Source organism: Clostridium sp. OS1-26, from assembly GCF_030915445.1.
GTDB lineage: Bacteria > Bacillota > Clostridia > Clostridiales > Clostridiaceae > Clostridium_AM.
In genome coordinates this window covers 3,730,601-3,750,812 of sequence record NZ_CP133264.1, presented here as the reverse complement: position 1 = coordinate 3,750,812, position 20,212 = coordinate 3,730,601, and the positions used below count along the sequence as shown (strand labels likewise).

The window sequence follows — 20,212 nt, the reverse complement described above, 5'->3', positions numbered from 1 at the left end:
TTTATATTCTATCTTTTTTAATCTAAACACCATTCTCTATAACTTTCTATCATTCCATTCCAAAACTGACAATTATACTCATCATCATTAATAACTACTTTATTATCTATTAAAACAAGATCTTTTTTGGCTTTTTCAAGCAACATCTCAATCTCCTCAATATTTTCCTGTTCTCTAAATTCAATAATTTTACTTTTCATTTCCTTAAAATATTTCATACTTTCATACATTTTGACAAAAGAAGAATTCACAAAAGATGCTACAACTTCTTCAATAACTTCATGTTCAAGTTCATAAATTTCTCCTGTGGATTCCTGTATAGCTATCAAATTACCACTATCTAAGTTGTCAGCAATAACATAATATGCTCTGAATTTTTCAAGTTCTCCTAAGAACTCTGATACAAATTTCTTATTAAAATTATTTAGTGTATGATCATTTATCTTTGTCCACTCTACCACATCACATAAAAATCCACGTTCCTTATTAAAAAATTTAATATTTATATCTTCAAATTCATCCACTTCAATTTTTGTTTTACATAAAAAATCCTTTGTTTCTTGTGAAAAGTTTAAATTCATAATAATATCTTTCATAATTTATTTCCTTTCTATATTTCTTTAATTTTTTATTAGCAACTTTCTATAATAAACTTCAAATTATTGTCTTTCATATTTATAAGGAAAAATCCCATTCCAGCATCACCAAAGTTAAGTTCAAATGGTAGTTTAGTAGCATCTAATTGTAATAACAACTTCCACATATCTCCTTCCGGAAGCTCATCACAGTTTAGAAAAAGAGGTGTTCCACCTATTTTATTTCCATCCAATATTTCATTGTAATCTTCTGGACTCTCTTCAAAAACAAGTTCATCACCTTTAAAATAAGGACTTTGATGAACAAAATTATAATCTTCTCCTAAAATAAGGTTAACTGTAAACTCACAACCTTGTGGAACTAAAAATGAGCTATTCTTCTTTTCTACCATTTTATAAATTGTTGGACCTTTAACTATATCATTTGTCACTATTTTTGTATTTGATGGCTGACATATAACAACATAATTATTCCATTCTTTTGAAACAAATAAATAAGCCATTTTAAATTTACTCTCACCAAAAATTTCAGGATAAAGTTCTATTTGACATATGAATCTCATTGGTTTGCCATTTTCCTCATCAATAGGCCATTGAGCTTTATCTATCCAAATTGGTTGTCCCCCAAATTTAGTTACTGGCATTTCTACTTTTTTCTTTTCTTCAATAAAATCTATTGAGTATTTTTTTATCATGTATTCTTCTCCTATAAATCATTTACTTTTCTCATTTTAAATACTTTTTCTGCAATCTCTCTTGAAGCTGGTTCATGTCCATATTCTTCTACATCATACCAATTAATTTTGACTATCAGAGTGTATTTATTACTTCACAAATATAATCATAAAATGCTTTTCCAGTTCGATCTACACTACCCAAATCATCATCCCAAATTTCTCCTACTTCCCAATTCTCATCAATTAAAAAAACTAAAGCTTTACCAGAAGGATCGCACCCAAATTGTACTACCCTCTCCTCGAAATCCAAAAATTCTAAAAGGCTCTCATCATAAAAATCCTCAATTTCACATAGTTCTCCAAAAATAGTACAAAACTCTTCTCTAAAACTGCCTGCACCTATTTCTGAAAGATACTCAAGATAATCTTCAGGTATTTGAGGATGTTCTTTTCTCAATTCTTCTATCTGCTTTTTAGAATACAGTTCTCTTTTGTTTTGATCTAAAGTTAGAGGCGTGTCTAATCGCTCTATAGATTTTAAAAATTCAATTTCTTTTTCATATCTCATAATACTTATCACTTCCTGTATTATTATCCATTCACTACAAAGCTTTCAATTTCTTTTTCATCAATAACCATTTCAATCCAATGATCTCCAATAGCTTCATCATGATTAAAACAAGTTGTGGCTCCTTTTGACTCCTCTGTAATAAATACTTCTACATCATTTATGCATTAATAAAGTAACAGCTATTCCACCAATTATAAATAAAAAATATAAACCTGAAAGAACGGTTGCTATAATAGAAAGGATTTTCTTTCTATTTTTTCTTCTTAAATCTATGATTGATAATATTAAACTAGTTGTTAATGAAAAAAGCATTATTAAAGGTGCAAATGCCAAAAGTGCTTTAAGAGATATCTTAAATATTAATATAAAAATTAATATAGCATATGCCAACACTGCTAAAATGAATGAAGCAATAGATAACTTTGAGACTAATAATTTTTGTTGGCAAATATTTTCGTTTATACTCATAAATAACCTCCCTAGATTTTAAAAAACATACTATAGTTTCTTCTCAAACAAATAAAACAATCCTTTTCTCCAGTTTGTTTCTCCAACCTTTTCATATCCAAGCTTTTCATACATTTTTAATGCATATGGATTTAGAGAAAAAGCATCTAATCTAATACAGTCTATTCCTTCTTTCTTTAATAAATCTTCAATCATAAGCATTGTATTTTTTCCTATTTTTTGATTTTGATAAATTGGATTAACACATAATCGATGTATTACAGCAAATCTTTCATTGCTATATTTCCAATTACCATTTTTGTACTGTTCGTCAAATTCATCATTAACAACTACAACAGAAGCAATAGTATTATCTTTAATTCCAACATGCATTTGCCTTTTTAATATATCTTGCTTAATAATATCCTCGGTAGGATATATTCCGTCCCATTGGTGTATATTGTTATTATTCATTGTACTAATTGCATTACTAAAGATGTCCATAATTTCTTTTAAATCTCCAAGTTCTGCTTTTCTGATTTTCATAGCTCCACTCCCTCCCATTATATAAAGCTACTCATCATCATCTTCACAAAATTCCCATGATAATGATCCATCGATATACCTAGCAGGACTTGCCATAAATTCGCTCCATGTCAGCCCTGGAATAAAACCAAACTTTGCATGTTCCATATCTAGACATGCAAAACTTTTATGTTCTGGTATCCAGGACATTACTCCTATATTGTCATAATCATCTACATCGTATACCAAATCAACAAATGTCATGTCATTCCATTTAAATACTCTTACCTCATCAAGAGCATAAAATTCAACATAATTTGTCCACTCAGATTCTTTTAAATCTATTTTCCTATTTTCAGAGCCTAAAAATTCAATAACCTCATCAGGTAACTCAAAGCTTTTCAAGCTTTGTATACACCATTCACGCTGATGCCATTCTTTGGGCTCGTGAATTTTAATAATCTCCAGTATTTCCTTATCATATTTTCCTATGGATTCATCAAGAGCTCTATACCCCCATCTATCATTAGCTGCCTCTACTGCTTCATTAAAAGGTCTATATCCCCATTTATCAGTTATTGATACATTTGCACCATTTTCTAATAAAAGTTTAACAACATTTAAATTTCCACTAATTACAGCCCACTGCAGTGGGGTAGAATTACATACAAATGCCTTATCCTTGCCATTGTAATTTATATCTGCTGAGCCTTTACTTATAATCAGTTTAACTAAATCTAGCTCCCCTTCCTTTGCTGCTTGTCTTAACATATTTCCAAGTTCACTAGGGTCATTACACTTTTCTATTTCTTCTTTACTTAGTCTCATTTTTTAATTGCTCCTTATTCAATAAAGATTATTCTTATCTTTTTTCAATAGTTAAGTCGTATAATGAAAAAGATATGCATTAAGTAAACCACTAATTTTTTTAAATCAGACAAATTGAAATTTATGAGTATAAAGAATTATTCCAATAATTTTAATGTGATATTTATTTTTTCTTCTCTTTCGCATATCGTATCATGAATATGAATTAAGAATTTCCTATACTCTTCTCTGTCAAAATTCAGTATTGAGTTAGGAGTAAAAGTACAATAATCTCCATCTATAATTTTTTCCATAAAATTACTTGTACAAAATGTATTAAAAAAGTGCTCGGAATAGTTACGGATATCTCCTTTGTTAAAATAGATATCGGGAATATCATAACATCCATTTGTACCTCTATGTATATTACCTCCTGGCCATATAGGAAAAACATTTCCTATTGAATTATAGACATTAATAAATTCTTTCATTTCTTTAAGATTTTTTAATTCATCGACAGCAATCTTAATTTTATTATCCTTATCTTGTTCAGAATAATGCTTAACAAAGGTCCTAATAAAATTCCAACTATATTCTCTTTGATGCCCATTAATTTGTATTTCTTTATCCAATATTTTTTTTAAATTAGCATATTCATTTGAACCACAATATACCTTTAGACCCACAACAAAAACTCCAAGAAAAGAATATAAAACATCAGTATAATCCCCCCACCCTAATTTATTTGTTTCTTCCCGATAATCCTTTTCTAAAGAAACCTTACTATATAGAATTTTATCTATGCTAATTATTTCATTCATTATTTACCTCCAAATTTCAATGTGTAGTTCTACAATATACTCGATAAATTACTATTTATTGAGTTGTTTTATATCTTTCATATGTCTTGTTCATTTACTATTGTCTAATTATCGCTATTTTAAAGTTAATAAACATACTAAGAATATAGCGAAATAAATATACAGTTATATTAATCTATATCCAACATTATTAGTAATTAATTTTGAGCTGATATAATCCTTAAACTTTCTAATTCTTCTTTTTCCCTTATAAAATAAAATAGTCTTTTCTTCTCTGCATCCCAACACGTAACAACATGTACACTATTATGATGATTTATAGTAGATATTAATTTTTTTGTATCAATTTCATTTTGTTTTAAAATTAGTGGAATATCTTCTTTAGATACATCTTTATATTCTAAATCACTATCCTGCAGTTGTTCATCTATCATACTTAATATGTGAGAATAGAAAGAATTTGAGCAAAGAGCCCATTTAAATAAATCATCATTAGTTGTTATATAAACCTTTGGATTATCATCTTCTATATCTTCAATATCTATTCCTTGATACCAACAACCCTGATTCTCTACCCAGAACAATAAATAATTTTTTGTTTGTTCTAAGTCTTCCATAGTAGTTTCTATCTCATTATCTTCTACTTCTTTCATTAAGTAACTATACGAAAAATCAAGCTCATCTGGCGAAAAAATTCTATGTAGACTACTATTAATATTTAGTTTTCCATAATATAAATAATAATCTCTTAATAGCTTCGGCAATTTTATGTTTAAACGTTTTTCAGCTTTGGATATTTCTTCTTCTGAAAAGCCTTCAATATTGTTATTATATAATTTACTTAATAATGTATATGGACTTAAGTTATATTGCTTATTTCCCATTAATTCTTCCTCTTTCTATTATTTCATATTAATTCATCCTAACTAGTTTCTATGCAAGCTTGGGTTTCAGAAAAATCTAATTTGCTCAAATACTTAGTATCAATTAAAAACTCTAAATAACCTGCATCCCACCAACACATTCCTACTTCATCTATGGATGTAAGCTTAAGAAGTAAGTGCCATCTTTTATCTCCATTTTCATCAAGTTCTTCACAAGGATTACCGCCATAAATAGTTTCAGGATGTCCCCACAGCATATCCCGTCCGGCACAAAACATATCATAAATATCTTCATTATTTTCAAATAATAAATCAGCAGTTTCACTATCAGTGGATATTGATATATCTTCTTCAAATGAAATTTTATATGCTGTAAAATCACGGTTTTCAAAGTCTACTTCCTCTTTGCCTTCAGGTGGCATAGTCTTTTTTAGCATGGATAAATCTCCATTATAATAAAGCACTTTATGCTCTACATCTGATGCCATATCATCAAATCCAAGAAAAAAATATATTATACCTTTATTAGGTAAAAAAGTGATATTGTTTTCTGGAAGTTCCGATAAATTTATTTGAGCGATAAATGTATAATAGTTGTCATCTTCAACTGGCCATTGTATAGATGGAGGCAAATCTGGATAACCAGCAATTCTACTATTTCCGGTTGCTATGTAATCTTCTTTTTCTTCAATACATATACTAAAACACGTCTCCGAATCTTTAAACATTAAAGATTCAATGTCATTTAAATTATTTTTTTCTATAACATCTTTTAATTTTAATTTTAAATTATTAGATAACACTCTACTTCTCCCCTTCTTATCACTAAGACCTTTCTGTACTGGCTGCTTATTTTTTTCTTGAAAAATCCAAAAATGATTTTTTACATACATTATCACCTTTAATATTTATTACTTCATTTATTACTTTTTTATCAAATCTATCTAATAGAGAGCTATACCAGTTGTCTAACTTATACTACAGTTCCTCTTTACTATTTCCCATTTTTCTCAATGCCCTTTCCGCTGCTCCTGGCACATTAACCATTCCACTTATACAAAGTTCTCTTAGCTTATTGATAGCTGGACTATACCTGTGGAATCCAACTATGTCACATGCTCTTTCTTGTACATAGTCATCTTCATCATCTAAGTATTTAACTATACTATTTAAATGATCATACGGAGTTAACGCTAATATAGAATATATTATTTGAGTTCTCAAATCCTCATCCAAATCATTATTATCCAGCACTGAATTTAACTCCTTAATTGAACTTAAATCTGCCTCTACGTCATTTCTATTCATTTTATCTCTATCAGGATAATCTTTTATTAATTCTTCCCAGTCACACTCCTCATCTTTTTCAAGTTCAGTAACAAATGCTTGTATAGTTCTATATTGAGGTGAAATATCAGTTTCTTCATGATTTAAATAACAAATTCTATACTTTAATGGTCCCGAATAATACATACAAATATAGTTAGAGTTATCATCTGCCCATATTGGTATTAAGTTTCTAAATACCTTAAGCTTATCTAAAAAATCTTTCATTTCTAATATTTCGTCTATTTCCATTAATCTGATAAAAAATTCACTTTGCTCTTGTTTGTGACTATGATTCTCTAGCACTTCTAAAATCTCTAAAGGTATATGAGTTTTATATATGCTGTTAAGTTCTTCATATTTCATTTTTATATCTCCTTTATAATTCATCTGGAATCACAAATTTATAAGTTTTTCCTATTGGAAATCCAGTATCATTCTCAAAGGGATATATAATATTAACCTTATTCATAAAGTCTATAATTTGCCAGTCTTCTCCAAAGCAAAACTCATCTTCTTCGTAAGCTTTTTCCTCACTTTCATCATACTCATCCCAAAACTTATAATAATTTTTAATATTCTGTACTGAAGTGCCCTTTACAAAATTGCAAATAATTTCTGGATCACCCCTCCATTCCTCTATTTCCTCTGAGGATAACTCCTGCCAATAGTCTGGAACAGGGTTAAACCGATCCTCAACATTACCACAGTTATAAAAAACATACATCCAAAGATCGCCATCATGAATATGAAATGAAAATACACTTGTATTCAATACTCTGGATAAATATTCTGATGCCTCATCCCACTCAATAAAGTCATCTGGATAAACTATAGTAGTATTTTTACCATTTCCACCAATAACACACAAATTAAAAGCTTCATTCTCTGGCGATACTTCTTCTATAGTGCCTTTTTTCAGATTGGTATATTCCTTTAAGGCTTTCGTTACTTCTCTTGTATCCTTACCAATTACTCCTGACATTGCTAAAAATAGTCCCATTTAAGACACTTCCTTTCTTTTTAACATAACTCGTACTTTTAACAACTATTTATTAAATAACTTTTTAAAAAATTTCTTAAAACCTTTTTCATTATTTTCAACCTTAGTTTCTATTTCTACTTCTTCATCGTCTTTTATTTCTTTAGCACTTTCATTACTTGTACTAGTTTGTTTTATTTTACCTTTTTCCAAAACTATCTTATGCAGCCACTCTTCAACTTCAGGCTCAGTTAAATGTGATAAGATTGAAACCTGTGATTTTAGTGCATCATGCAGTGGAGAAAAAAATGATCTATCCCAGCTACGCTCTGCTAATACATTATCTCCAATTAATACTACCTTTTCACCAAGAATTGTTGGTGTATGTTTAGGAAATAATTCCCCATAAATCCACTGTTCAGGTGGCACATTTTGACTTAGTGTTTTGTCAGAGCTAAGAGCAGTCCATATATAATAGCTAAATATGGCCTTGTCTTCTGCTTTTTCAGAGCTATCAGGAACTTTTGCTGCTCTTGCCACATCTACTGCATTTTTATTTAATAAAGCTTTATCCACTCCTAACTCATAACTAACTTTTTCTATGAGTTCACCTTGAAGTAAAGTAAAGAAGTGAAAATAGTTTTGTACCCCGTCTACTTTAACTTTATATCCTTTCTTTTTATTCGGATGTATTACAATAATTTCTAGGTTATCTGTAAGTTCCATTATCTTCTTAAGATAGTATATGTTTTCTCCAATCTCTGAACTAATCGTATCTATTAAAATCTGAATATCTTTATCATTCTTAAATTTTTCTCTTTCTAAAGAGTTTCTTGAGAGCATTGTCATAGCTGTCATTATTAAATAATCTATAGATGCAAAACTTACATATATGTATACCTTTTTTCTATTATCAATTTCATGATTAATTTGAGCTGATACTATCCACATTAACGCTTCTTTAAGCTTTTGAATTACATGTGAAATTACTATATCCTGATTACCACCAAACTCTACCAAAGCACCACATACATGACAAAGAAGATTTGCTTTTAAACTATCATATTCATTAAATTCATCTGATACTTTTGTTAACACTTCATCTATTTTATGTTTGTTTTCATTACAATACTTAACTAAATTTATAATCTCATCTTTATAAAAAAACTTATTTTTATCCTTTACATCACTAATATTTTTAAAAGGTGTTTTCATAAAACTAGAAAAGTCATCTAATATTACTTTTAATTCATTGTTCATTTATTCCTCTCCTCTTTATCTAGGTTTAATTCCTATATACTAGTGACTTTTATTCTTCTATCTCCACCACTTTCGTCCATCAACATCTGATTTCTTATGTATTGTTGAAAGGTTTGTCCAGTAATATGCAGCTCTTCACTTTCATGCCAAAATTCAGCAACCTTCCATTCATCTTCAATAAGAAATCCTGAAAAATCACCACTATAGTTATCTCCAAAAACTAAAAATTTCTTATCTTCCAAATCATACAAATCATACAAATCATACCCTGTAAGATCCTCTATAGTTTCTAAAGCTCCATGAACTATAAATTGACATTCCCTAAATGATCCTGTTCCTATTTCCTTAAGATAGTCTAAATAATCTTCTGGAATACCTGGATACTGCAGGCTTAATTCCGTTGTTTCTTCATCTGTCCACTTTTTACGCTCATTCATTTCAGCTTTCTTTTTATCTTCAACCTTTTCTAAAAAACTAATTTCTTCTTTGTATCTCAACAATAATCACCTTTTCCTTTTATTAATGTTATTTCTCAAGTGTATTAAACTAAATTAATTGAAATCCAATTGTTCATTTGTAACCACTCTCTATTTTTCAACCTTATTTCCAACCTTTTCATAATAATCTTCAGCATCCCACTCATCTTCTGAACACAACATTTCAAGAAATTCAGTAAATGTACTACTAATTTCCGGCATATACTTTTTTATAATGCTTTGTGTTAAAAATTCATCTTCCTCTTGTATTTCAAAAGGATAAAAACTAAACTCTAACTTACGTTCTTGTTCATTAAATAAAAACCATGACTTATCTGCATAGATTATTCTTGGTTCACCATTATTTATTGTATTTAAGTCCATACAAATTACATTCCCACCAACTGTAGTAGCAAACGTAATAAGCCCATATTGAATAAGATAGGCTCCTGGTGAAAGATTGCAATTCTCTTCCTTAATACCATTAAGATCTAGTAAGTCTACCCCACCACCTAATTGAGGAATTTCTCCTGGTTCAAAGCTTTCATAAAAACTAATCACATTATTAGGCATATTATAATTCTTCAATGCTAAAAGCTCACCATCTTCTTCATAAAATATAGATGACCAGTAACTAAAAAAATTATGTAAATCTGTTAGAGGCTTTAGTTTTTCCTTATCTAAACAAGGTGAGAATGCATTGTTTATTTTATCCTCATCAAATCCATTTTTAATTAAATAATTTTGTATTTTATTTATAATTATTTTATGCTTGTCCATAATATATCATTTACCTTCCAATAAAATTAATTTTTATCATTATTTTATGATTTAATTAAATCCTTTCAAATCATAAATTTACCTTAGAATTTCTGCAACCAATTCCTTCTTATACTTTTCTATGTAAATTTCTAAATTATCAAATATATTTCTATCGGGATTTCCAATATACAGTTTATCTGCTTCCATTATTATTTCATCTGCCATTTCATCATAGTCATCACCATGGGTTTCAATAAAGCTTGTTATTTCATATAAACTTCCATTATTAACATTCTCTCTTAAATCATAGGTGCTAGTATTATATCTTTTCATTATAGCTGCTATATTTTTCAATATTTTCATATCCTCATATGCATCAATTCGCTCCAATGCATCTATAGTTTCATTTAAAAATAACCCTGTAGAATTTTCTAAAAACCCTAATATGCCATTCATATTTACTTCAATATCAAAATCTATTAATAAAATAATATCTTTTATAATTAAAGGAATTCTATTAAACACATCTGGTTTTTTAATATGAAAATTTTCCTCATTATATAAATTAGATGCAATATCATCTATTATATCTGCTGCTGACATTTTCTCTATGTTATCAATTGACATCAAATTTTTTAATATTTCTCTATTGTTATCCATGCTACCCTCCCCAATTTTCATTCATTTCTGTTCTTGAGGCAGTTGCCTTATTTACTTAACTCCATATCTCTTTTTGCTTTTTCTAACTCTAGTTTGCTTTTAATAATCTCTATATAATTACTTAACAAAAAGTAATTACTTATAATTTCTTTATAGTTATAGTTCATATCATGTCTTTTTTTCTCTTGAGCTTGTATAATTTCTTTAAGGGTTTCAGCTGCAAAACTTAATCCAACTCTTTCACAGTTTTCATAAATCTCAGTCATAGTATCTAATAATCCTGTATTTACTACATTAAAACCACTTATGAGCATACTATCCATTAGTCCTTCAACATCTTGAATAAGCAAGTATAAATTATCGTATTTTCCCATAAAAGCTCTCCTTACAACATTTATTAGTTAGATAGAATGTCTTTAAGTATAAAAAAACATCCTTGGTTAGCGTATAGTGCATGATAACTAGCCTTTAATTCATGGTTAAGTTCACCATATTTCCATCTTCATAATAGGCTACAATAGGTGTCACTCTAATCTGACCTTCCTTTAAGTAAGCATGTACAAGAATTCTATCAGAATATTTTTTCAGTCTTTCCATTCTTTCAAACTTTTGTATCATTCTTTTTTTCTCTTTAGAATAATCTATCTCTATATAAAGCATATTTTTTTCTTCATCATAAATAGGCAATATAAATCTTTGATTTATGTTGTCAAAATAACTTTTTTCATAGCTTGCAATCTTAATAATATACATATTTCTATTTTCTTTAGAGTAAACTTTTAAAAGCTTCTGCCAGTTATCTATAAATAACTCTTTAAAATTCAACTTATATATGTCATTTTTTTCTAAAAGCTCCCCTTTACTTTGTTCACTGGAGGAGATTCTTCCCTCATCATTAATTTTGCCCTTAGTAAGCTTTATTGCATATTGAGATATTTCCTCTAAACTACCTTCTATACCCCAGCTTGGGACTTCACTGTAAGCAATTCCATAGCTTCTTTTTTGTATCATAATAGGTTGGTCTTGAGTTCGTATAAGTAAGTAGTTTTCCTCTAGTTTCTTCAAAATAGTAATATGTAACTCCCTCGTATCCTGATTTAGAACTCCAAGCTTCTGCTCCTATACCATATAAGATAATTGGTGGTATATCATAATAAGCGGATTTATGTTCTCCACATAATTTATAAAGCTTATTTTCGTCCTTACAATTTTCTATAGCTAAAGCAGTAGTGTATATATAACCTATCCTTTTTCTTAAGGAAGCTATTGAAAAGGAGGCGTTTTTATTCATATAAAGTTCTATTTCGCTTTTAACGCTTCTAAGCATTTTTTCTAAATTAGGTATATTGTAATTGTGGCATAATACCGCCGTACTCTCTACTTTATCTATAATATTTTCTGGAAGCCTAGATACTCCTATAAATAAAATCTCTTCCATAAGTTTTTTAACCAGAAGTACACCTTCAATCAAAAGTGTTTTTTCAACTTTAGATTTTTTATTTAAAATAGCTAAATCTTCTTTTTTTATAAAACCTCTAAAAATTTCATAATGAATTACAGCTTCTACCTTATGCCTACATATATCTTTACTTTTGCAGGAACATATAGCTTCTTCTAAAATTTCTTTAGGCGAGATTGTTTCTTTAGTATTTGGAATTAACTTAACCTTATACTCTTCATCTTTGAACCTTATAGTAAGCAGAGAAGTTTCTTCTATTTCTACCTGTACACCAAAATTTATTCTTTTTACTATTTCATCGAAATCCTTTTCTCCTAGCAGTTTTGATAGACTTTCGATATCTATATTTAAAAGTTTACCAAAATTAAACTTTGTGCCCTCTTCCTTCTTATTTAATAAATGAAACTCCTTCTCCTCCGTCGAATGAGTAAGCGACTCGCACAAAATCATAGATTTTGGCTCTCTGCTTATATACAAATAGCACATAATTACGTGCTTACATATAGTCCTTGAAGGACAGGAACATTTATAAGCTTTAATGTCCTCATTTATGATACACTCTGTTCCATCTTCTAAAATACATTTTAATGTTGTGCCTTCTACTACTACTTTTATTTCTCCTGATTTTTCCAAATCCTTTTTAGCTCTATTAAATATACCTTTATTACTTATTCCTATTAAGAATTCATCATCTATAGCTAATAAAAACTCTCCTATTTTCTTCAAGAAATTATCTGTGCTATCCATTTTGCAAGCCCTCCTGGAGTTACCGCAGCCACCTTAGCACCTAGAGCTGCCATTTTTTCTGCAGCACCTCTATCATATATAGGCTCTGCATCTATACCTAAAGCAGGAAGTATTATAAGTCTTGCTCCAGACTCAACTATATCCTTTGCTCTAGCATACATAGTTCCATAACTTCCGCCTTCATAAAGGTCTGTCACCAATATCACTATAGTTTTATGAGGATTTTCCATCAATCCATTACAATATTGAAGTGCTCTAGATATATTAGTTCCTCCTCCTAATTGAATACTCATTAGAGTTTGTACAACATCCTCTACATACTCTGTAAGATCAACTATTTCTGTATCAAATATAACTAGATTTGTTTTTAACATAGGCAATTTAGAAAATATTCCAGCCATAATGGCACTATGAATAACTGAATCTAACATACTGCCGCTTTCATCTACTGCAATTATTACATTCCATGGATTAGAAGGTTTTACTCTCTTATTAAAATAAACTCTATCCACCACAAGAGTGTTTAACTCTCTATCAAAATTTTTCAAATTGTGTTTTATGGTTCTTTTGAAGTCTATGTTTCGAGAAGACTTTATCCCACCATATTTATTTCTATCTAGTCTACCATTAATAGCTGTTTTTACATCTTGTTCTAGCTTTTTAGCTATTTCTTCTGCTGTAGCTTTTACTATTTTCTTTGCTGTTTCTAAAACTTCGCCCTTCATAAGATGTTTCATTTGAAGAATACTTTTTAAAAGCTCTGGATTTGGTTCTAACTTTTCAAGGACAGTTTTATCTGTAAGCAATTCCTTTAAGTTATATTTATCTAAAGCATGTTTTTCTAATATTTCTACCGTTTCTTTTGGGAATAATTCTTTTATCTTTGTGATCCACTGAGGCACCGTAAGGTTAGATGGATCCAAAGAACCAGCTCTTTTATCACTTCTTACTCCTCTTTCTTCTCCATACTCTCTTTCATATAAAAATTCCAGTAAAGTATCCATATCCGCATAGTTTATATTATCTTCAGAAAAAGTTAAGTGATTGCTAGAATACTTGCCCAAAACCAGTCTCCACCTGTTAATAGTGCTTATATCCTTACTCATTTAATAATCCCAACTCCCTTAAAGCTTCTTTGCCAAACTTATCAAGTTCTAAAGCTAAATTTAATTCTTCAGGATCTACTGCCTCTACATTAAATAGCTTTCTTTCACTTATATCATAATGTTCGCTTATGCTCTTACCTATTTGATTTATTTCATTAGGTGCAAAGAAACTAAAAGAAAGTCTAAGTTCAGGTAAAAGTCTTAAAAAATCCTCTTCATTAAGATTCCTTAAGACATTGTCTATTCCTATAATCATTTTTTCTTCACTTAAAACTACATCTCTTGCAGTAGAAAATAATCCTTTTAAGAAAGCAGCAGAATTTAAAAATTTCTCTCCAGTACCATAGAGATATCCTTCTGCCTTTTTTAATATGTAGGAAGTGTCCACTTCATTAAATCCAAGCAGTAAGCCTAAAGCTGCCCCCTCTAATGCTGCATTGGGAGAACTTTTATTTATAATAGTCCATAGAGCCTCTTTAAAGATATCTATATGAGCTTCAAATTCTGGTTCTAAACATATATGATATAAATTTTTAAGCTTATCTATAATCTTATTTTCCTCTTCTTCTGGTACTGCATAAAGCTCTGGAACTAAAGTCACAGCTTTGTTATAACATTGAACTAAAAGCTTACTTATATTTTCATCCTGTGAAGCTGAAAATAATATATTACCGCTGTGTAAAAAATATATATTATACGTACATTCAGCTACAGAATAGAAATTGTTGTCATTTATAACTATATCTTTTATAGTGGATAAAGCATTTAAAATAATATCTTTGTATCCCATCATAAAAGCTTCTATAAGCCCCTCAGACATAGCGCCACTATCACTTGAATTACTAGACAGCTTCTTCAAGAGTAAGGATTCTACTGCTTCTTTTACTGTTCCACCATAGACTGAATTTTCAATGAGGCTACTTTCTAAGTTAACGCTCCATTTGTAATTCCAAGTTTCTCTTATAAGATTTACATCTTTTTTATTTATAAAATCTGGTCCTTTAACATTTAAACAAAAACCTGCATTTAAAAATTTCATTCTATGAAGAAATTCACTTATTTCTTTATGCTTATTGCTTTTATAAAGATCTAGCACTAGTTCCTGCTTCAAAGTACTGTTAACTTTTATCTTATATCTGCTGCAAAGCTCTCTAAAATCTAAAACAATAGGAGGTACTTTTGCATTGTTGCAAAGACGTCCCATACCTCTACCTCTTAAGAGCTTAAGCAAATCTAATAGTGGAGCATCCGATGCCATGTTCAGCTCACCTTTTATATAAGTAGCTCTTATTGCGTCTTGCAGTTCATAAACTCCACATTCTGATTTACTTCTAAGCTTTTGAAGCCCTTTTGCCATACTTAGTGCTTCAATTTCATCTGCAGTAGACAAACCACCTACTGAGTTTCTTATGTTTCTTCCACACCTTACTATAAAATGCAATACAGCCTTTTCATATGGATTTTCAATCTCCTCACATAAGTTATTCCATATTCTTTGATAAAAAGCTGGATAAGGCATTCCACTAGCATAACCATTTAACTGATCACTTTCCTCAAAGGAATATATCATAGCATAAGCTCCTACATTTTTTTCACTAATGTTATGTAACTTAATCTCTATATTTTCACTTGAGAGCTGTATAAGTCCTGAGGTATGGAATCCTCCTGTTACTACTAAAATTTTATTATACTTTGAAGTAAATTCTTTTACTTTTGAAGCCATGTATTTTTCTCTAGCAATACATCCATCTTCCTTAAGCATTTCTTCACTTTCAAAGCATCTAGAAAGATAACAAAAGGCAATCATATTTTTCATAAAACTCTCTGTTTCTATTTTTAGTCCATCTATTTCAAATAACATTTCCCATAGTTCATTAAAGCTTCTACAGCCTTGTTTTTCACAAAGAGAATTTATGAACTTACTTTTTGAAATAAATAATCATCATTATAAGAATTCTTTTCTTCAGTTTTTCTAAGACCTTTTCCTTCCTCACTATTTATTAATATTTCTGCATAAGGTAAGTCTATGAATTCAGCTAAAATATTTCTTTTTTTACTCTCTCTTATAGCCAAAAGCTCTGGAGAATAGTCTAAAAAAGGATAATAGCATTTATACTTTTCTCCTCCTTCTGTCACCATTTTCTTTTCATCTGTATAACTATAGTAAATACATACAGGTGCCTCTGTGTCCTCATCACCAATATAAGGTATTACAGAATTAGCATCTGAAGGTCCTTCTATCAAGATAACCTGTGGCTTATAAACATCTATTACTTTTTTTAAATGAAAAGAACAAGCAGGACTGTGGTGTCTAACAGGAAAATATACTACATTACTTGATAAATCATAAGCTCTTTTGTATATCTCATCTATTTTATCCATTTCCTTGCCTCGTAAAATTCCTTCCATAATCCACCTTCTTTTAAGCTTTTAGATTTTACAATTATATTGAAGTAATTTTTTAGTTTGTCTATATCTTCTCTGCTTTCTTTAACTACAGTTCCTAATATATTTTGTACCATTGAATCTACCTTCATTTTTGACTTGTCATAGTAATAAGCACTCATTGCTGTTTGATAGCACACAGATACAGCTTCAGCAGTACTCATAACTGCAGCTGGTTTATCTATTCTACTTCCTTCTGCTGTAACTCCTTCTCTTAACTCGTGGAAAGTAGTTGCTAATAGATTGACCACATCCCTATCTATTTTCACCTTAACATCTGACTCTTCTACTAACTTTTGCACTTCTTGTTCAATAATTTTAGCTTCTAAAGAGACATCATTTATAGGAAATATAGTTTCAAAGTTAAATCTTCTTTTAAGGGCACTACTCATTTCATTTACGCCCTTATCTCTTATATTAGCTGTAGCAATAATATTAAAACCTGGTTGTGCAAATAGTAATCCTTCATCACCTAATTCTGGTATATTTAAAACCTTATCACTAACTATACTTATTAGACTATCTTGTACCTCTGAAGGGCATCTGGTTATTTCCTCAAATCTAGTTATTATACCTTTGCTCATACCTACATAAAGAGGTGAAGGTACTAATGCCTCCTCGGTAGGTCCTTTACCTAAAAGCATGGCATAATTCCAACTATACTTAATCATGTCCTCTGTAGTTCCTGCTGTTCCCTGTACTGTATTAGTGCTTGTACCACTAATAGCTGCACTTAAAAGCTCGCTAAGCATAGTCTTTGCAGTTCCAGGCTCTCCTACCAGCATAAGTCCTCTATTTCCTGCTAAAGTTATTATGCATCTTTCTATAAGACTATCATCTCCATAAAACTTTTTCTTTATCTTAATCTTTTTGTCATTATATTCAATAGCTCTGCTGCTTCCTAATATAAAAGTCTTTACAGCCTTTGGAGACAACCTCCAATTTTTAGGTTTAGGCTCATTATCATTTTCTTCTAAAGCTCTAAGCTCTTCCTCATAAAAAATTTCTACTGGTGGTTTTAAAGCATTTAAATTTTTCATTTCAATCCCCCAAATGTAATATATAGTTAATTTAATTACTCATTTTATATTTAGTTATATATTTACTATTTTCGATATTTTTTATAATTTCTTAAATTTATTCCTAACCAACTACCCACATTCAAATGTATATAAACAAAAAAACTGCAGCAGATTAATTAAAAATCTACCTACAGTTCTTTTATTTAACTTCTATAAAAATTATTCCTCTTTCCTACAGCATTTTTTATGGATATAGTTTTCATAACCCTCAGCTTTGCAGATATCGTCTCCCTGATAAATAGGCTCACTGCAGTAATCACAGATATTATTGTACATCGCTGTTTTATCTGTATCTGAAATAGCTTTAGGCTTTTTCTTCTCTGCTTCCTGGTCTAATTCCTTTATCCTTTTCTTAATTACCTGCTTATTGTTGCTGCATATAAGCCAATTGATATAATTATTCAAATTCCCTCTGAACATAGTTTCCGCTTTTTGTTTGGCTGCATCTATAACATAATCATCTAAATTAACAGTAAAGCGTTTTGTCTTCAATTTTGGCTTACCCATATAACTCTCCTACTAACTTTCTATCTACTAGCAGAGTATGCATAAACTATTAGATTTGTTACAAAACTCTAAAAGTATTCTTAATTCATGCTGAACATATAAAAACCGTATCAGATTTCCCTAATACAGTCATGTGTATTCCTAGGTTTTAATAATGAAGACAAACCGTAATCAAATACCTGCTATTAAGTTGATATTGAATATACATCGGAAAATTCTATATTTATCCTCTCTACCTTACTTTCGCAAAAAGCCTTATCTTCATAATTTTCATTAGTAACGAATTCTACAGGCAATACTATTGTAAATTCACAGCCTTCTCCTTCTTCGCTAGTGACACTTATTTTGCCACCATGTATTTCAACAAAGGATTTAACAAGATACAATCCTATTCCAGTTCCTTCACATTGTCTTGAAAGTGACCGATTTGCTTGCCCAAAACGTTCAAATATGACATTAGCCATGTCCTGAGGAATACCTTGTCCATCATCTTTAACTTTAATAATAACACTTTCTCCTCTATCTTCTAAACTTACATATATATGTCCATTAGAACTAGTATATTTAAAAGCGTTAGATAGTAAATTCAATATTACCCGCTCTATTTTATCATGGTCAAAAGCCATAATTTTTTCTTCAACATTAGTGTCAAATATAAGTTCTATATCCTTGCTTTTTACATAAGCTGCTACGGACTGAGTAATATCTTCAATAACGCTCACTATGTTATCGTTTCTTTTGTTCATCTTAACAAATCCAGAATCAACTTTAGTGATATCCATAAGATTATTTATTAATCTAGTCATTCTAAAACAGTTTTGTTTCATTATTTTTAAATATGATTTGCATTTATCTATATTATCAATATTAAAATTTTCAAAATACACATTCATTGTTTGAATAGCAATAGAAATGACATTAACTGGCGTTTTAAATTCATGAGAGATATTAGTAAAAAACTCTGTTATAAGGGTATTAAATTCTCTAGATTTATTCAATAGTTTTAATTTTTTTTCTACATCATGCTTTAATGTTTCTATTTCTTTTTCTGATGTTATATCAAGTAAAAAAGTCAATACTGAAGCCTTGCCTTCATATATAAAAAAAGAAGATGTATTACGCACTGCAATTGATTTACCTTTGCAGTTTAGTATGTTTTCTTCATATGTAACTTTAGAAAGCTTATCGCTAACTATATTTAAATACTTTTCTTTTGTAGACATTATATTATTTTGTGAATAATACTTATAGACTAATTCATCATTTAATTGTAGAGGATCTTCATATCCCAGCAATCTAGCTGCACTCTTATTTGCATACAAAATTTTGCCATCAGCATGAACAACGATAGCGTTTTGTGAATTTTCGAACAATATATCGTAGCATATTTTATTTTTCAATAATAACTCTTCAATAATACGCCTCTCTGTATTCTGTTTCTCCAGTTTAGTACTTAATAATTTAAGCTGATTGTCCTTTTTCCTTTTATTTTCATTTTCTAGTTCCACATAATATCCAAGAATCCATGCAACAAAAATAAAAATGCCCACCATTATTAAATCTTTTTGAAAACTCATATTAATACCATTAACTGTTGAAGCATATAATAAATCTGCTCCAAGAATAAATATAGAGGAAAAAAGTGAGGTGAGAATTCCATATCGTAATCCATATTTAATAACTGAACATATTATTAATAATAAAAATAAATATTTATATTCATTATCATATACATTAAATAAATATATGGGTAAAGATATAATTAATATAAAAAAAATATTTTCAATCAACCATGAGCCCTTAGTTACTAATTTTAATTTTGAATTAATTATTACCCAAGTTGCAAAAGTCAATACTGAAAAACAAAGAAGTAGTTCTGTGCTATATGAATTAAAATAACTTTTATTTTTTATCTTAAAAAATGTCCAATTATTTGGTATGTTAATATATATAATTATACTAATGAATACTATTATCGCAAGCTTCATAATAGATAATATCATAAATATATTATTTTCATTTTCATTTATATCCTGTTTCATAAATAAGTCTCCCTTCCATATCTATAAATA

24 protein-coding genes are annotated in these 20,212 nt (G+C 29.4%); all 24 read right to left on the bottom strand.

Features of this window, described 5'->3' with window-relative positions; translation table 11 throughout:
* Positions 1-17 precede the first annotated feature (17 nt).
* The 24 genes from RCG18_RS18450 to RCG18_RS18335 all read right to left on the bottom strand — a co-directional run bounded on the left by RCG18_RS18450 (position 18) and on the right by RCG18_RS18335 (position 20,182).
* Positions 18-596: a hypothetical protein gene (locus RCG18_RS18450; RefSeq protein WP_308037491.1), complete on the bottom strand. Its 579-nt coding sequence runs from the start codon at positions 594-596 to the stop codon at positions 18-20.
* Between the two features lie 35 nt (positions 597-631).
* Positions 632-1,291: a DUF1963 domain-containing protein gene (locus tag RCG18_RS18445; RefSeq protein WP_308037490.1), complete on the bottom strand. Its 660-nt coding sequence runs from the start codon at positions 1,289-1,291 to the stop codon at positions 632-634.
* Between the two features lie 115 nt (positions 1,292-1,406).
* Positions 1,407-1,841 (bottom strand): hypothetical protein, encoded by a 435-nt coding sequence (locus RCG18_RS18440; RefSeq protein ID WP_308037489.1) that lies wholly within the window; start codon positions 1,839-1,841, stop codon positions 1,407-1,409.
* Positions 1,842-1,997: 156 nt separating this feature from the next.
* Positions 1,998-2,312 carry a hypothetical protein gene (locus RCG18_RS18435; RefSeq protein ID WP_308037488.1) on the bottom strand — a complete coding sequence of 105 codons (315 nt, stop codon included), beginning with the start codon at positions 2,310-2,312 and terminating at the stop codon, positions 1,998-2,000.
* Between the two features lie 30 nt (positions 2,313-2,342).
* Positions 2,343-2,837, bottom strand: coding sequence for a GNAT family N-acetyltransferase (locus tag RCG18_RS18430; protein ID WP_308037487.1), 495 nt, complete (start codon positions 2,835-2,837; stop codon positions 2,343-2,345).
* 27 nt (positions 2,838-2,864) lie between these two features.
* Positions 2,865-3,644, bottom strand: a complete 780-nt coding sequence (locus tag RCG18_RS18425) for an ankyrin repeat domain-containing protein (RefSeq protein WP_308037486.1) — start codon at positions 3,642-3,644, stop codon at positions 2,865-2,867.
* A 137-nt stretch (positions 3,645-3,781) separates the two neighbouring features.
* Positions 3,782-4,444 carry a hypothetical protein gene (locus RCG18_RS18420; RefSeq protein WP_308037485.1) on the bottom strand — a complete coding sequence of 221 codons (663 nt, stop codon included), beginning with the start codon at positions 4,442-4,444 and terminating at the stop codon, positions 3,782-3,784.
* Between the two features lie 197 nt (positions 4,445-4,641).
* A complete protein-coding gene (locus RCG18_RS18415) occupies positions 4,642-5,328 on the bottom strand; it encodes an SMI1/KNR4 family protein (RefSeq protein ID WP_308037484.1) in 687 nt (228 codons plus the stop codon).
* A 38-nt stretch (positions 5,329-5,366) separates the two neighbouring features.
* On the bottom strand, positions 5,367-6,221 hold the full coding sequence (locus RCG18_RS18410) for a YwqG family protein (RefSeq protein ID WP_308037483.1): 855 nt from the start codon (positions 6,219-6,221) through the stop codon (positions 5,367-5,369).
* 85 nt (positions 6,222-6,306) lie between these two features.
* On the bottom strand, positions 6,307-7,020 hold the full coding sequence (locus RCG18_RS18405) for a hypothetical protein (RefSeq protein ID WP_308037482.1): 714 nt from the start codon (positions 7,018-7,020) through the stop codon (positions 6,307-6,309).
* 13 nt (positions 7,021-7,033) lie between these two features.
* Positions 7,034-7,657, bottom strand: coding sequence for a hypothetical protein (locus tag RCG18_RS18400; RefSeq protein ID WP_308037481.1), 624 nt, complete (start codon positions 7,655-7,657; stop codon positions 7,034-7,036).
* A 45-nt stretch (positions 7,658-7,702) separates the two neighbouring features.
* Positions 7,703-8,896, bottom strand: a complete 1,194-nt coding sequence (locus tag RCG18_RS18395) for a hypothetical protein (protein WP_308037480.1) — start codon at positions 8,894-8,896, stop codon at positions 7,703-7,705.
* Positions 8,897-8,928: 32 nt separating this feature from the next.
* Entirely contained in the window at positions 8,929-9,393 is a 465-nt protein-coding gene (locus RCG18_RS18390) for an SMI1/KNR4 family protein (RefSeq protein ID WP_308037479.1), read from the bottom strand.
* 90 nt (positions 9,394-9,483) lie between these two features.
* On the bottom strand, positions 9,484-10,152 hold the full coding sequence (locus RCG18_RS18385; protein ID WP_308037478.1) for an SMI1/KNR4 family protein: 669 nt from the start codon (positions 10,150-10,152) through the stop codon (positions 9,484-9,486).
* 78 nt (positions 10,153-10,230) lie between these two features.
* Positions 10,231-10,794, bottom strand: a complete 564-nt coding sequence (locus tag RCG18_RS18380) for a DUF4375 domain-containing protein (protein ID WP_308037477.1) — start codon at positions 10,792-10,794, stop codon at positions 10,231-10,233.
* Between the two features lie 47 nt (positions 10,795-10,841).
* Positions 10,842-11,168 carry a hypothetical protein gene (locus RCG18_RS18375; protein ID WP_308037476.1) on the bottom strand — a complete coding sequence of 109 codons (327 nt, stop codon included), beginning with the start codon at positions 11,166-11,168 and terminating at the stop codon, positions 10,842-10,844.
* A 94-nt stretch (positions 11,169-11,262) separates the two neighbouring features.
* Positions 11,263-11,805 carry a hypothetical protein gene (locus tag RCG18_RS18370; protein ID WP_308037475.1) on the bottom strand — a complete coding sequence of 181 codons (543 nt, stop codon included), beginning with the start codon at positions 11,803-11,805 and terminating at the stop codon, positions 11,263-11,265.
* Positions 11,768-13,000: an SWIM zinc finger family protein gene (locus tag RCG18_RS18365; RefSeq protein ID WP_308037474.1), complete on the bottom strand. Its 1,233-nt coding sequence runs from the start codon at positions 12,998-13,000 to the stop codon at positions 11,768-11,770. The genes RCG18_RS18370 and RCG18_RS18365 overlap by 38 nt, the downstream gene beginning before the upstream one ends.
* Positions 12,976-14,064: a VWA domain-containing protein gene (locus tag RCG18_RS18360; protein WP_374118934.1), complete on the bottom strand. Its 1,089-nt coding sequence runs from the start codon at positions 14,062-14,064 to the stop codon at positions 12,976-12,978. The genes RCG18_RS18365 and RCG18_RS18360 overlap by 25 nt, the downstream gene beginning before the upstream one ends.
* A 34-nt stretch (positions 14,065-14,098) precedes the next feature.
* Positions 14,099-15,967, bottom strand: a complete 1,869-nt coding sequence (locus RCG18_RS18355) for a DUF5682 family protein (protein WP_374118933.1) — start codon at positions 15,965-15,967, stop codon at positions 14,099-14,101.
* Positions 15,968-16,017: 50 nt separating this feature from the next.
* The gene (locus RCG18_RS18350; protein ID WP_308037472.1) at positions 16,018-16,488 is read right to left on the bottom strand and encodes a DUF5682 family protein; all 471 of its coding nucleotides are present in this window, start codon (positions 16,486-16,488) and stop codon (positions 16,018-16,020) included.
* The gene (locus tag RCG18_RS18345; protein ID WP_308037471.1) at positions 16,476-17,591 is read right to left on the bottom strand and encodes an AAA family ATPase; all 1,116 of its coding nucleotides are present in this window, start codon (positions 17,589-17,591) and stop codon (positions 16,476-16,478) included. Before RCG18_RS18345 ends, RCG18_RS18350 begins: the two co-directional genes overlap by 13 nt.
* A 201-nt stretch (positions 17,592-17,792) precedes the next feature.
* A complete protein-coding gene (locus RCG18_RS18340) occupies positions 17,793-18,140 on the bottom strand; it encodes a hypothetical protein (RefSeq protein ID WP_308037470.1) in 348 nt (115 codons plus the stop codon).
* Positions 18,141-18,325: 185 nt separating this feature from the next.
* Complete coding sequence (locus tag RCG18_RS18335) at positions 18,326-20,182, bottom strand: PAS domain-containing sensor histidine kinase (protein ID WP_308037469.1); 1,857 nt, start codon at positions 20,180-20,182, stop codon at positions 18,326-18,328.
* Positions 20,183-20,212: the final 30 nt, after the last annotated feature.

Excerpts from the sequence above, each read along its gene's own strand:
- RCG18_RS18450 (WP_308037491.1), bottom strand. The coding sequence starts at position 596 with ATGAAAGATATTATTATGAATTTAAACTTTTCACAAGAAACAAAGGAT.
- RCG18_RS18445 (WP_308037490.1), bottom strand. The coding sequence starts at position 1,291 with ATGATAAAAAAATACTCAATAGATTTTATTGAAGAAAAGAAAAAAGTA.
- RCG18_RS18440 (WP_308037489.1), bottom strand. The coding sequence starts at position 1,841 with ATGAGATATGAAAAAGAAATTGAATTTTTAAAATCTATAGAGCGATTA.
- RCG18_RS18435 (WP_308037488.1), bottom strand. The coding sequence starts at position 2,312 with ATGAGTATAAACGAAAATATTTGCCAACAAAAATTATTAGTCTCAAAG.
- RCG18_RS18430 (WP_308037487.1), bottom strand. The coding sequence starts at position 2,837 with ATGAAAATCAGAAAAGCAGAACTTGGAGATTTAAAAGAAATTATGGAC.
- RCG18_RS18425 (WP_308037486.1), bottom strand. The coding sequence starts at position 3,644 with ATGAGACTAAGTAAAGAAGAAATAGAAAAGTGTAATGACCCTAGTGAA.
- RCG18_RS18420 (WP_308037485.1), bottom strand. The coding sequence starts at position 4,444 with ATGAATGAAATAATTAGCATAGATAAAATTCTATATAGTAAGGTTTCT.
- RCG18_RS18415 (WP_308037484.1), bottom strand. The coding sequence starts at position 5,328 with ATGGGAAATAAGCAATATAACTTAAGTCCATATACATTATTAAGTAAA.
- RCG18_RS18410 (WP_308037483.1), bottom strand. The coding sequence starts at position 6,221 with ATGTATGTAAAAAATCATTTTTGGATTTTTCAAGAAAAAAATAAGCAG.
- RCG18_RS18405 (WP_308037482.1), bottom strand. The coding sequence starts at position 7,020 with ATGAAATATGAAGAACTTAACAGCATATATAAAACTCATATACCTTTA.
- RCG18_RS18400 (WP_308037481.1), bottom strand. The coding sequence starts at position 7,657 with ATGGGACTATTTTTAGCAATGTCAGGAGTAATTGGTAAGGATACAAGA.
- RCG18_RS18395 (WP_308037480.1), bottom strand. The coding sequence starts at position 8,896 with ATGAACAATGAATTAAAAGTAATATTAGATGACTTTTCTAGTTTTATG.
- RCG18_RS18385 (WP_308037478.1), bottom strand. The coding sequence starts at position 10,152 with ATGGACAAGCATAAAATAATTATAAATAAAATACAAAATTATTTAATT.
- RCG18_RS18380 (WP_308037477.1), bottom strand. The coding sequence starts at position 10,794 with ATGGATAACAATAGAGAAATATTAAAAAATTTGATGTCAATTGATAAC.
- RCG18_RS18375 (WP_308037476.1), bottom strand. The coding sequence starts at position 11,168 with ATGGGAAAATACGATAATTTATACTTGCTTATTCAAGATGTTGAAGGA.
- RCG18_RS18370 (WP_308037475.1), bottom strand. The coding sequence starts at position 11,805 with ATGATACAAAAAAGAAGCTATGGAATTGCTTACAGTGAAGTCCCAAGC.
- RCG18_RS18365 (WP_308037474.1), bottom strand. The coding sequence starts at position 13,000 with ATGGATAGCACAGATAATTTCTTGAAGAAAATAGGAGAGTTTTTATTA.
- RCG18_RS18355 (WP_374118933.1), bottom strand. The coding sequence starts at position 15,967 with ATGTTATTTGAAATAGATGGACTAAAAATAGAAACAGAGAGTTTTATG.
- RCG18_RS18350 (WP_308037472.1), bottom strand. The coding sequence starts at position 16,488 with ATGGATAAAATAGATGAGATATACAAAAGAGCTTATGATTTATCAAGT.
- RCG18_RS18345 (WP_308037471.1), bottom strand. The coding sequence starts at position 17,591 with ATGAAAAATTTAAATGCTTTAAAACCACCAGTAGAAATTTTTTATGAG.
- RCG18_RS18340 (WP_308037470.1), bottom strand. The coding sequence starts at position 18,140 with ATGGGTAAGCCAAAATTGAAGACAAAACGCTTTACTGTTAATTTAGAT.
- RCG18_RS18335 (WP_308037469.1), bottom strand. The coding sequence starts at position 20,182 with ATGAAACAGGATATAAATGAAAATGAAAATAATATATTTATGATATTA.